Annotated in this window: 10 protein-coding genes; 5 read left to right on the plus strand and 5 right to left on the minus strand. The window is 69.9% G+C overall.

Features of this window, described 5'->3' with window-relative positions:
• The first annotated feature begins 31 nt into the window (after window positions 1-31).
• Window positions 32-1420, plus strand: coding sequence for a GntP family permease (locus FHS23_RS10980; protein WP_183652633.1), 1389 nt, complete (start codon window positions 32-34; stop codon window positions 1418-1420).
• Window positions 1421-1590: 170 nt separating this feature from the next.
• On the opposite strand, the gene FHS23_RS10985 is transcribed toward FHS23_RS10980, so the two are convergent.
• Window positions 1591-2376 carry a FadR/GntR family transcriptional regulator gene (locus tag FHS23_RS10985; RefSeq protein WP_246381929.1) on the minus strand — a complete coding sequence of 262 codons (786 nt, stop codon included), beginning with the start codon at window positions 2374-2376 and terminating at the stop codon, window positions 1591-1593.
• Window positions 2377-2485: 109 nt separating this feature from the next.
• Between FHS23_RS10985 and FHS23_RS10990 the strand changes: the two genes are divergently transcribed.
• Together FHS23_RS10990 and FHS23_RS10995 are read left to right on the plus strand one after the other, a co-directional pair.
• Entirely contained in the window at window positions 2486-4174 is a 1689-nt protein-coding gene (locus FHS23_RS10990; protein WP_183652637.1) for a lactate permease LctP family transporter, read from the plus strand.
• An 87-nt stretch (window positions 4175-4261) separates the two neighbouring features.
• Window positions 4262-5476 carry an alpha-hydroxy acid oxidase gene (locus tag FHS23_RS10995; protein WP_183652640.1) on the plus strand — a complete coding sequence of 405 codons (1215 nt, stop codon included), beginning with the start codon at window positions 4262-4264 and terminating at the stop codon, window positions 5474-5476.
• A gap of 183 nt (window positions 5477-5659) precedes the next feature.
• Here the strand turns inward: FHS23_RS10995 and FHS23_RS11000 are convergent, their stop codons facing one another.
• The 3 genes from FHS23_RS11000 to FHS23_RS11010 form a co-directional block, all read right to left on the minus strand.
• The gene (locus FHS23_RS11000; protein ID WP_183652643.1) at window positions 5660-6679 is read right to left on the minus strand and encodes a hypothetical protein; all 1020 of its coding nucleotides are present in this window, start codon (window positions 6677-6679) and stop codon (window positions 5660-5662) included.
• Window positions 6680-6765: 86 nt separating this feature from the next.
• Window positions 6766-7995 (minus strand): class I SAM-dependent RNA methyltransferase, encoded by a 1230-nt coding sequence (locus FHS23_RS11005; RefSeq protein ID WP_183652647.1) that lies wholly within the window; start codon window positions 7993-7995, stop codon window positions 6766-6768.
• Entirely contained in the window at window positions 7992-10052 is a 2061-nt protein-coding gene (locus tag FHS23_RS11010; protein ID WP_183652650.1) for an amino acid permease, read from the minus strand. The genes FHS23_RS11005 and FHS23_RS11010 overlap by 4 nt, the downstream gene beginning before the upstream one ends.
• Before the next feature lie 96 nt (window positions 10053-10148).
• On the opposite strand from FHS23_RS11010, the gene FHS23_RS11015 reads away from it, so the two are divergent.
• Window positions 10149-10814 (plus strand): NAD-binding protein, encoded by a 666-nt coding sequence (locus FHS23_RS11015; protein ID WP_183652653.1) that lies wholly within the window; start codon window positions 10149-10151, stop codon window positions 10812-10814.
• Window positions 10815-11471: a potassium channel family protein gene (locus FHS23_RS11020; RefSeq protein ID WP_183652656.1), complete on the plus strand. Its 657-nt coding sequence runs from the start codon at window positions 10815-10817 to the stop codon at window positions 11469-11471. It begins immediately after the preceding gene.
• Between the two features lie 81 nt (window positions 11472-11552).
• Here the strand turns inward: FHS23_RS11020 and FHS23_RS11025 are convergent, their stop codons facing one another.
• Window positions 11553-12443, minus strand: a complete 891-nt coding sequence (locus tag FHS23_RS11025; protein ID WP_343053822.1) for a DUF3159 domain-containing protein — start codon at window positions 12441-12443, stop codon at window positions 11553-11555.
• Window positions 12444-12455 lie beyond the last annotated feature (12 nt).

Below are 12455 nucleotides of genomic sequence, written 5' to 3' on the forward strand. Positions count from 1 at the left end.
ACGACGACAACGAAGTCGGAACGGAGCCGGTATGAACACCGACGAGTGGACCCAGACCCTGGGAGCAGGGCCGCTACTGGGCATCGCCGGGGCCGCGGTCGCGGTCCTGCTTGTACTGATCATCGGACTGCGCGTGCACGCCTTCCTCGCGCTGGTCGCGGTCAGCATCGCCACGGCTTTCGCGGCGGGCATCCCCGCGGGGTCGGTCATGGACACGCTGACCGACGGGTTCGGCTCCACGCTCGCGAGCGTGGCGCTGCTGGTCGGTCTCGGCGCGATGCTCGGCAGGCTGCTCGAGATCAGCGGCGGTGCCCAGTCGCTGACCGACGCGATGATCCGGCGGTTCGGCGAGAAACGCGCCCCCTTGGCTCTCGGCGTCGCCTCCCTGATCTTCGGGTTCCCGATCTTCTTCGACGCGGGGCTCGTCGTCATGCTGCCGATCGTGTTCTCCGTGGCACGGCGGCTCGGCGGTGGCGTGCTGCGCTACGGCCTGCCCGTGGCCGGTGCGTTCTCGGTCATGCACATCTACGTGCCGCCGCACCCCGGACCGGTCGCCGCGAGCGGACTGCTCGGCGCCGACGTCGGACTCGTGCTCCTGTTCGGCCTGATCATCGCCGTGCCGACCTGGTACATCACCAGCTACCTGTACGGCGTCATGGTCGGCAAGCGGATCGCCCTGCCCGTGCCGGAGATCCTGCGCGGCGGAGCCGACACCGCAGAGCAGGACGAGAACCCGCCCGCGGCCTCCACGGTCATCGGGCTGCTGCTCATCCCACTGGTGATGATCTTCGCCAACACCGGACTCGACACCGCGGGCGAAGCGGGCTGGGTCGACGGCGACGCGAGCTGGGTGCAGGTGGCGTCGGTGCTCGGCTCGACGCCGGTGGCGCTGCTGGTGACCGTGTTCGTCGCGAGCTATGTGCTCGGCACCCGCCGTGGCCGGAGCCGCAGCGTCATCGAACGGCTGCTGGACTCCTCGCTCGGCCCGGTGTGCGCCATCATCCTCATCACCGGCGCGGGCGGCATGTTCGGCGCGGTGCTGCAGGCCAGCGGCATCGGCGACGCACTCGCCGACGCACTGTCGGGCATCGGCATGCCGGTGTTCGTGGCCGCCTACGTCATCGCCGCGGTGCTGCGCATCGCGCAGGGTTCGGCCACGGTCGCCCTCACGACGGCGGCGGGCCTGGTGCAGCCGCTGGTGATGACGGGCTCGTTCTCGAGTGTCGAGGTCGTGGCGATCGTGCTGGCGCTCGCCGCCGGTTCGGTGACGGCGAGCCACGTCAACGACTCGGGCTTCTGGCTGGTCGGCCGGTTCTTCGAGATGGACACCAAGACGACGCTGAAGACGTGGACGGTCATGGAGACCACGATCGGCCTCGTCGGTTTCGGTCTCGCGGGCGTCCTCTTCCTCCTCGGCTAGCGGCGTCGAAGGCTCTGGAAGGGGCTGCTCAAGTTCCCCGGCACAGCGATTCCCGCGCTGTGCCGGGGATGTCCCGTCGGGGCCGGTTGGCTACGCCGGCACAAGCGCGTCGCGCTCGCCGAGCACCTCGACGGCCCGGTGGATCGACGTCGACGGTCACAGCTCCTGCGTCACCCCGTGATGTCGGTGACACGGGGCATCTTCGCGTGGAAGCCTCGGATGTGCATCTCGACCCGTTCGGCGGCCAGGGAGCAGTCCCGGGCACGCAGGGCTTCGTGGATGCCGTGATGGTCGCTGCGCAGGCCGCGGGCGATGCCGTGCCAGTCGGACCCGAGTTCCTGGAAGGCCGCCAGCAGCGGCCGTTTCATCGAGTCGCGAATGGCCGTGGTCATGTCGGCGATCAGCCGATTGCCGCCCGCCTCGGCGATGCCGACGTGGAACTCGGTGTCGAGCTCGTTGAACCGTTCCCGGCTCAGCTGCGGGTCGTCCATCTCGTCGAGCAGGCGCTTGAGCTCGTCCAACTCGTCCGGCCCGGCATGGGTCGCCGCGTTCCAGGCGCTTTCGCGCTCGAGCATGATGCGGGCCTCGACGACGTGCCCGACGGGGAAGTTCGCCAGCGCCACGTGCAGCTTCAGCAGCCGGGTCAGCGCCTCGCTGGGCATGGCCGCGACCGTGGTCCCCGAATCCGGTCCGGTCCCCACGGACATCCGTAGCACGCCCTGCGCCTCCAACGCACGGAATGCCTCCCGGACCGCCGCGCGGCTCACGCTGAGCATGTTCGCCAGATCGCGCTCGGCAGGAAGGCGGTCTCCCACCCGGAGCTGACCCGCCAAGATCTGTTCCTCGACACGCTCGATCACGAGCTCATAGGTGCGGGAGCGGGCGACCGGCCGCCACCCGACGGGGCCGTCCGACTTCTCCTCCACCCCGGGCGTCTCGGACTGGGCCATGTGCATCCCCCAACGGTACTGACAGCGGTCTTTACAGCGGTGTGCGTCACATCTAGGGTACTACAAATCTTTGGTCAGACCATACAAAGGTCATCCGGAAAGGAGGTGGTCGCGGGTGTACCAACCCGACACGGCCCCGGTAGGAGGAAGTCTCGCGCTGTCCGCCCTCGTGGCAGCATTACCACTGGTCACCGTGTTCGTACTGCTGGGCGTCTTCCGCGTGAAAGCACACTGGGCCGGGCTCAGCGCACTGGGGACGGCGCTGGTCGTAGCCGTCGTGGCCTACGGGATGCCCGTGGACCTGGCGGCGCTGGCGGCGACGGAGGGGGCGGCATTCGGCCTGTTCCCGATCCTGTGGATCGTGCTGGCGGCGATCTGGCTCTACCAGTTGACGGTGGTCAGCGGCCGGTTCGAGGATCTGCGGGCCGCTTTCGGGAGGCTGTCCCCCGACCCCAGGGTGCAGGCCATCATCATCGCGTTCTGCTTCGGCGGGCTCCTGGAGGCACTGGCCGGATTCGGGGCACCGGTGGCGATCACGGGAATGATGCTCGTGACGCTCGGGTTCCCGCCACTGCGGGCCGCGATCACCGTCCTGCTGGCCAACACCGCACCGGTCGCCTTCGGCGCAATGGCCATCCCGATCGTCACCGCGGGCGAGCTGACCGGGATCCCGTACGAACAGATCGGGGCCGTCGTGGGGCGGCAGACACCGATACTCGCCCTGGTCGTTCCGCTCCTGCTGGTCGCCGTAGTCGACGGTCGCCGGGGCATTCGCCAGACGTGGCCCGCCGCGGTCGTGACCGGCGCGGTGTTCGCCTTCGCGCAGTTCGTGTGCTCCAACTACGTCTCGGTGGAGCTCACCGACATCGTCTCCTCGCTGGCAGGGGCGGCCGCGCTGGTCGTGCTGCTGCGGTTCTGGCAGCCGAAGGGCAGTGACGACGTACGCGACGCGCTGCAGAACGGAACGCTGCCGAACCCCGGCAGCGGGGACGGTGTCGAGCCGACCGGGAACGCGGACACGGCCACCCGGACCCTCGCAGCACCACGAGACCAGCTCACCCGGTCCAGGACGCTCTGGGCGCTGTTCCCCTACCTGCTCGTGATCGGCGTGTTCTCCGTGGTCAAGCTCTGGAAGCCGCTCGGCGAACTGCTGGCGAGTACGACCGTGGAGATCCCGTGGCCGGGGTTGCACGGAGCGATCCTGACGGCGTCGGGCGAGCCGACGTCGACCACGATCTACAGCCTCGAATGGCTGTCCTCTCCCGGCACTCTGTTGGCGGTGTGCGGAATCGTCGTGGCGGCGGCGTATCGGCTGCCGATGTCGACCGCAACCCGCGAGTTCGTCAGCGCCGCGACGTCGTTGCGGTGGCCCGCTCTCACCGTGGCCGGCGTGCTGGCTCTGGCGTACGTGATGAACCAGTCCGGCCAGACACTGACCATCGCCATGTGGATCGGCGGTGCCGGAGCCGCGTTCTCCTTCCTGTCGCCGGTGCTCGGCTGGCTGGGAGTCGCGGTGACCGGTTCGGACACCAGCGCCAACGCCCTGTTCGCGACCCTGCAGCAGGGGGTGGCGTCGAAGGTAGGCATCGACCCCACGCTGTTGGTCGCGGCGAACTCCTCCGGTGGCGTCATGGGGAAGATGATCAGCCCGCAGAACCTGACGATCGCCACGAGCGCCGTCGGGCTCGTCGGTCGCGAGTCGGACCTCTTCCGCTGCGTGGTCAAGTGGAGCCTCGGGCTGCTGCTCGTGCTGTGCGCACTGACCGCCCTGCAAGCCAGCGTGTTGAGCTGGATGTTGCCGTGACGGCTCGTCGCCGCATTCGTCCACAGTGGTCAACCCGCTCACGCTGATCACCCACGCAAACCGTTCCGAGAACCAGAAAGGTCAACCATGACGCGCCGACAACTCCCCCGATGGTCCGAGCTTCGGCCGCTGTTGCGAGTGAAGTCGCCCACGCTTGACCCGGTCGAGCGGCGACTGTCGCAGGCCCACACCATCGGCGATCTGCGCACCATCGCGCGACGCAGAACACCGCGTGCCGTTTTCGACTACACCGACGGCGCCGCCGAGCAGGAGACCAGCCTGCGAAGGGCGTACCAGAGCTTCAGCAAGGTCGAGTTCCACCCGAACGTCCTGCGTGACGTGTCCGCAGTGGACACATCGCGAAACATGCTGGGCAGCCGCCGCGCGCTGCCGTTCGCCTTCGCGCCGACCGGCTTCACCCGCATGATGCAGCACGAAGGCGAACGCGCCGTCGCCCGCGTTGCGGAACGCTCCGGCATCCCGTTCGGACTCTCCACCATGGGTACGACCTCGATCGAGGACGTCGCCTCGGCCGCACCGAACGCCCGCAAGTGGTTCCAGCTCTATGTCTGGAAGGACCGCGCAGCCGGCAAAGAGCTGGTCCGCCGCGCCCAGGACAGCGGCTACGAGGCACTCGTGCTCACGGTCGACACACCGGTCGCCGGTGCGCGCATGCGCGACGTCCGCAACGGCCTGAGCATCCCGCCGTCGCTGACGCTGCGCACGATCCTCGACGGTGCGACCCATCCCGCGTGGTGGTTCAACCTCCTCACCACCGAGCCCCTCCAGTTCGCCTCGCTGAGTAGCTGGGAAGGCACGGTCGCCGACCTGATCAACAAGATGTTCGACCCGACCGTCACGGTCGAGGACCTGGAATGGCTGCGCGGGCTCTGGAAGGGCCCGTTGATCGTCAAAGGGATTCAGAACGCGGCCGACGCGCGCATGGTCGTGGACCACGGCGCGGACGCGGTGATCCTGTCCAACCACGGTGGTCGGCAGCTCGACCGCGCACCGACCATGCTGGAACTGCTCCCCTCCGTGCTGGACCGAGTGGGCGACGACGCCGAGGTCTACCTCGACACCGGAATTCTCAGCGGCGCCGACATCGTGGCCGCACTGGCTCGCGGCGCACGCGGGTGCCTGGTGGGCCGCGCCTTCCTGTACGGCCTCATGGCCGGTGGGGAACGCGGGGTGCAGCGCACCGTCGAGATCCTCGGCTCCGAGATCACGCGCACGCTTCAGCTGCTCGGTGTGACCGCTGTCGACGATCTGACCGAGGAGCACGCCACGTTGCGGCAGTGACCGATCGGCAGGTGCCGGCGGCCTGCGGCTCGCTCGCCGCGGGCCGCCGGCACCTCGCAGTGCAGATACCGGATCGGATGCACCGGTAAGCACCGTGGACCCGAACTCCCCCGAACTGGCACAACTCCGCCGACACCTCGTCGCCCGACGGCAACAGACACCAGCCTCGCTCCGTTCAGGGCTTCATTCACATCGGTTGTCGGTGCGCGTGTCGCCCTCGCCACCGACGCAGATGACGGAGCCGGAGTCGCCGGCGTGCCCGAAACCCGGTACGGCGAAGCAGTCGACGAACTCCGCCGTGAGACCCCCGAACCCCACCATCACGACCACCTCGTCGTCCTCGATGACCGACGAGGTGTACTCGGTGGTCCGGCCCACCTTCTCCACGACCATGTCCTCCTCCGGCTCGGCCACGGCGGCGTCGCCGGCCACGAGTGCGACGTCGAGCTCCTCGAGGACCGTGAGCATGCGGCAACCGATGATCCGGCCCGAACAGTCGCCCGCGAAGAGCAGGCCGACCGCCGGGTGCTCCGCCGACACCGGGGGCATCTGCTCGTCCATCACCTCTTCGGACACGAGGGCGTCGTCGGTCGGAGCCGCGATCGCGCAATCGACACGGTTGCCGTCCTCGACGACCTCCACCCAGCGCGTGAGCGTCGCAACCCGGTCAGCGGGGTCGGCCCCTCCGTCCGCCGGACCCGGCTGCACCACGGCGTCACCCACCTGAGCGTCGTTCATGTTCGCGAGCACATGGTTGTTCGACAGCACCTGCTGCGCACCGTCGGCGTTGTCACGCACCAGGCAGCCCACGGTGCCGGCGGAGATGTCGACATGACCGATGCTCGCTCCGGTGCGCACCGGACGAACCCGTTCGGTGTGCTCGAGGACGTCGGGCCCCGACTCGTCGGCCCCGACGCCCGGGAAACCCAGCGCGTAGAAGGGGCCCGCCTCGACGACGTCGACGGGCACCTCGATGCCGTCGACCGTGACGCTCGCCGGGAGTAACCGTTCCCTGGCCACGAGCTCGGGCGGTTCTTTGCGGGAGACGTACACGACGACGACCGCCTCGTCGATGCGCTGTCCACCCCGTCGACGATGTCCCAGCGCGAACCCGTTGACGTTGGAGTCGGCACCGTGGGATTGCTTGAGGAGATCGCGTGCGGACCGTCGCCGTTCGCGTTCGGCCGAGTTGTCAGGCGACATGGCGGTCCCCTAAGCACATCGTGTCACGTAGCATCACGGAGTGTAACTCCGGCCGCTCGACCCGTCCAGAGCCTGCGATGGCCGCCTCACCCGGCTCGGGCCGGCCCGCCCCTCTCGCCGACGCCCGCCTCCCGGCGCAGCAGTGCGACGCATTCGACGTGGTGGGTCATGGGGAACGCGTCGAAGGCGCGCAATGCCGTCATCCGGTAGCCGTGACCCGCGAAGGTGGCGACGTCGCGCGCCAGTGCCGCCGGGTCGCACGCGACGTACACCACCCGGTCCGGCGAGGCACCCGCGATCGCGGCGACGACCCCGCCGCCCGCACCTTTGCGCGGCGGGTCGAGAACCACGACGTCGGCCTGTTGTTCCACTGTGGACGCGATCCGTTCGACCGTGCCGCAGTGCCACTCCACCTGGGGTAGATCGGCCAGATTGGACTGTCCGTCACGGACGGCCCGCCTGCCCGACTCGATGGCAAGCACCGTCCCGTCCCGCCCGACCTGGTCGGCCAGCACCGAGGCGAACAGGCCCGCACCCGCGTACAGGTCCCACACCCGGCCCGCCTCGGGCGCCGCGGCCCACTCCCCCACGACCCCGGCCAGTGTCGATGCCGCGTGCGGATGGACCTGCCAGAAGCCGTGGGCCGCCACGCGCCACGTGCGCCCGGCCGCGTGCTCGACGGCGATCCCACCCGACAGCTGCTTCGGCCTGCCGCCTCGGCGGATCTCCGCCAGGTGCACGGTGCCGCGCACGTCCTCGGCGACCTCGAACTCGGTGCCCGGCCGGGCCCGGCGGGCCAGGCCCTCACCGGCGGCGCCCTCGAGCGTGATCGGGCAGTCGTCCAGCGCCACGACGTCATGGCTCCGGTGGGCGCGTAGCCCCGGCCTGCCGTCCCGGCCGGTGACGAACCGCACGCGACTGCGCCAGCGCAGCGGTCCGTCGGCCAGCTCCTCCACCTCGACGGGCCACGTGAGGCCCGCGAGCCGTTCCAGCTGCTCGGCGACCACCCTCGCCTTCAGCGCACGCTGCGGTCCGGGCGCCGCGTGTTGCCAGTCGCAGCCGCCGCACAGGCCGGGCCCCGCGACCGGGCACGGCGGTTCGACGCGGTCCGGCGAGGCCTCGAGCACGGCGATCGCATCGGCCCTGCAGAACGACTTGCCACGGTCCTCCGTCACCCGCACCCGCACGCGCTCGCCCGGGAGCGCGTGGCGGACGAACACCACCCGGCCCTCGGCGCGGGCCACGCAGTGACCGCCGTGGGCCACGTCCCCGACGTCGACGTCGAACTCCCGGCCGGTCCAGTCTGTATCGCTCATCGGGTGTCCTTCCCGTCCGCCGAGGACCCGGTCCGGCCGCTGTCGCCACCGCCGGTCTTGCCGTTGGTGAGTCCGCGCCGCACGTCCCCGGCGACCGGGCGGGGTCCGTCGGAATCGGAGCCGTGCGCCCGTTTCGACGACTCCAGCTGCCAGGGCACGCTGGTCACCATCACGCGCGACTGGAACAACAACCGCGTCTTGAGCCGCAGTGCACTCTGGTTGTGCAGCACCTGCTCCCACCAGCGGCCGACCACGTACTCGGGGATGAAGATCGTCACGACGTTGCGCGGGTTGTCGCCGCGGACCCGTTTGACGTAGTCGAGCACCGGCCGGGTGATCTCCCGATACGGCGACTCGACGACCTTCAGCGGGACCGTGAACTTCCGGCGGTTCCAGTCGTCGGTGAGCCTGCGCGTGTCGCCGTCGTCGACGTTGACCGTCACCGCTTCCAGCACGTCCGGTTTGGTGGCCTTCGCGTACGCCAGGGCACGCAGGGTGGGCCGGTGGATCTGGGAGACCAACACGATGGCGTGGTTGCGCGCCGGCAACGTCACCTCTTCACCCTCGACCTCCTTGATCTCCTCGGCCACGTGGTCGTAGTGCCTGCGGATGCCGCGCATGAGGACGTAGATCAGCGCCATCGCGACGATCGAGATCCACGCGCCCTCCAGGAACTTCGTCACGAGGACGATCACCAGCACGGCCGCGGTCATCGCCAGGCCGAAGGAGTTGATGAGCTGGGCGCGCCGCATCTGCTGCCGCGCACGCTCGTCGGTCTCGACGGCGAGCCTGCGGTTCCAGTGCCGGATCATCGCGCTCTGGCTGAGCACGAACGAGACGAACACTCCCACGATGTAGAGCTGGATCAGATCGGTCACCTGGGCGTCGAACACGGCGACCAGCACGATCGCCAGCAGCGCCAGGAACAGGATGCCGTTGCTGAAGGCGAGCCGGTCGCCGCGCGTGTGGAGCTGGCGGGGCAGGAACCGGTCCTGCGCCAGGATCGAGGCGAGTACCGGAAAACCGTTGAACGCCGTGTTGGCCGCCAGCACGAGGATCAGACCGGTGAAGAAGATGATGTACCAGACGGCGGGCGAGAAACCCCCGAACACGGCTCCGGCCAGCTGCGCGACGAGGGTCTTCTGCTCGTAGCCCTCCGGTGCGCCGATGAGCTGGTTCGCCGGGTCCTCGGCCATGATCACGCCGGTGACGTTCGCCAGGAACAGCAGCCCGAGGAACATCGTCACCGCGAGCACGCCCATCAGCAGCAGCGTCGTGGCCGCGTTCTTGCCCTTGGGTTTGCGGAACGCGGGCACCCCGTTGGCGATCGACTCGACGCCCGTCAGCGCGGCACTGCCGGTCGAGAACGCCCGCAGCACGACGAACACGAAGGCGAGTCCCGCGAGGTGGTGCCCCTCGGTGGACAGCTCGAATCCGGCGCTCTCGGCGCGCACGTCCTCGTCCATGACGACCGTGCGGGCGAAGCCCCACCCGATCATGGCGAGGATGCCCACCACGAAGGCGTACGTCGGGATCGCGAACGCCGTGCCGGACTCGCGCACGCCGCGGAGGTTCCCCGCCGCCAGCACCACGATGGCCCCCACCGCGAACAGCACCTGGTGGTCGGCCACGAACGGGACCACCGAACCGATGTTCGCCGCCGCCGCGGAGATCGACACCGCGACGGTGAGCACGTAGTCGACGAGCAGCGCGCACGCCACCCCGAGGCCCCAGTTCGGCCCGTGGTTGACGGTCGCCACCTCGTAGTCGCCCCCACCCGAGGTGTAGGCGCGGACGTTCTGCCGGTAGGAGGCGACGACCGCCGCCATCACGAGCGCGATGACGAGGCCGACCCACGGGCTGTAGACGTACGCCGAGGCGCCGGCTATCGAGAGGACGAGGAGGATCTCCTCGGGCGCGTAGGCCACACTCGATATCGGGTCGGAGGCGAAGACCGGCAACGCGATGCGTTTCGGGAGCCGGGTGTGCGCCAGGCGGTCGCTCCGGAAGGGGCGGCCCAGCAGCAACCGTTTCGTCGCGGTGGCGAACTTGGACACCCGTGCAGGGTAATCACCGCCCGGGGACCGCCCGTCGCCGCGGCGCGGTAGGTTGCTTCGCAGTCGCCGGTAACGCACAAGGAGGCATCAGGCACCGTGCACGTGGTGATCATGGGATGCGGCCGGGTGGGCGCTTCCCTGGCCGCCGCCCTCGAACGACTCGATCACGAGGTCGCCGTCATCGACCGCGATCAGGAGGCGTTCCGCAGGCTCGGCAGCGACTTCCACGGCCAGCAGGTCGTGGGGATGGGCTTCGACCGCGACGTGCTGCTCGAGGCCGGGATCGAACGTGCGGGCGCGTTCGCGGCGGTCTCCAGCGGCGACAACTCCAACATCATCTCCGCGCGCGTGGCGCGCGAGCTCTTCGGCGTCGAGCACGTCGTGGCGCGCATCTACGACCACAAGCGCGCCGCCGTCTACGAGCGCCTGGGCATCCCGACGATCGCCACCGTGCCGTGGACGACCGACCGGTTCCTGCGCACGCTGCTGCCCGACGGCGTGGCCACGTCGTGGCGCGATCCGACGGGGTCGGTGGCGCTGCTGCAACTGCCGCTGCACGAGGGCTGGATCGGCCGCAACGTGCGCGACATCGAGCGCGCCGCGGGGGTCCGGGTGGCGTTCGTGATGCGTTTCGGCACCGGCGTGCTGCCGACGACCACGACCGTGATCCAGGCCGACGACGAGGTCTACGTCGCCGCACAGTCCGGCACCGTCGGCGACGTCACCGCAGTGGCCGCCCGCGCTCCCGAGGAGGACGACTAGATGCGTGTCGCGATCGCCGGTGCCGGCGCGGTGGGCCGGTCCATCGCCTCCGAGCTCATCGAGGCCGGGCACACCGTGCTGCTCATCGAACGGCTCTCACGCCAGTTCACCCCCGAGGTCGTCGAAGCGGCGGAGTGGGTGCTCGGCGACGCCTGCGAGATGTCGACCCTCGAGGCGTCGGGTATCGAACGCTGCGACGTCGTCATCGCCGCCACGGGCGACGACAAGGTGAACCTCGTGCTGGCGCTGCTGGCCAAGACCGAGTTCGCCGTCCGGCGCGTGGTGGCGCGCGTGAACAACCCGGCCAACGAGTGGCTGTTCAACGAGAGCTGGGGTGTCGACGTCGCGGTGTCCACGCCGCGGATGCTCGCCGCGATGGTCGAAGAGGCGGTCAGCGTCGGCGACCTGGTGCGGCTCATGACCTTCCGCAAGAGCCAGGCCAACCTCGTCGAACTGACCCTGCCCGAGGAGACACCGCTGGCGGGCACGCCCGTGGAACGGCTCAACCTGCCCCGGGACGCCGCACTGGTGGCGATCCTGCGCGGGGAGCGCGTGATCGTGCCGCAGCCGGACGACCCGGTCGAAGGCGGTGACGAGGTGCTGTTCGTGGCGCCGGAGGCGGTCGAACCGGACCTTCGCGCCGCACTCGGCCGCTGAGAAACCTCAGCGGCCGGATCCCCGGGCCGGTGAGACCTCGCAGGACCCGCATCGGCCGGAGGCCTGCCGCGGGGCGACGCGTCAGCGAGTCGAGGCGTCGCCGGGGTCGTCGTCCGTCGGTGCGCCACTCGCCGTCGTGCCGGTGCCGGTCGGCACGGTTCCGGACCGTACGGCGGTTGACGGGACCGTGCCGGCGTCCTGCGGCGGACGATCGTACTTCGCGCGCAGCTCGGCCTCGATCTCGGCGTCGGTGCGCTGCGCACCCTCACGCAGGTGCTTGAGCCTGCGGTCGGAACGGCGCACCGCCCACACGACGACCAGCAGCGCCAGGCCGTACAGCGGGTAACCCATCGCGATCTTCGCGAACGCCAGCCAGCCCGTGTGATCCTCGTCGTAGAGCCACTGCTGGACGACGAACCGCGCGGCGAACACGGCGGCCAGCGCGAGCGTGGCGACGTCGTAACCGCGCCGCGACGGCTTGTCCTGGCGCCAGTCCATGCCGGTGCCGTTGAGCGCGTTCCACACGACCCCGGCGAGCGGCCAGCGGACGAGCACCGACAGCGCCAGCACACCGAAGTACACCGCCGACGTCCAGATGCCGAACAGGAAGAAGCCCTTGGCCTCACCCGTGCGGTAGGCGATGAACGCCGCGATCGCGACGCCCAGGAAGCCGGAGATCGCGGGCTGCACCGGCTCCTTGCGCACGATGCGGAGCACCGTGATGGCCACGGCGCCGCCCAGCGCGATCCAGATGGCTGGCATCAGCCCGAACACCGCGTTCGCCAGCACGAACACCACGACGGGAATGCCCGAGTAGATCAGGCCGGAGACGCCGCCCATCTGTTCGAGCATCGTCGGCGCCCGTTCGGCGCCGGTGTCCTGCTCGCCCGGGCCGCCGCGGCGCCCCGGCCCGGAGCCGTGTGTCTCGTCCGGCGCGGCGGTGCGGTCGGGCTCACGGTCGGGTGCAGTCACGCGGGAATACTC

Source organism: Prauserella isguenensis (assembly GCF_014191605.1).
Classification (GTDB): Bacteria; Actinomycetota; Actinomycetes; order Mycobacteriales; family Pseudonocardiaceae; genus Prauserella; species Prauserella isguenensis.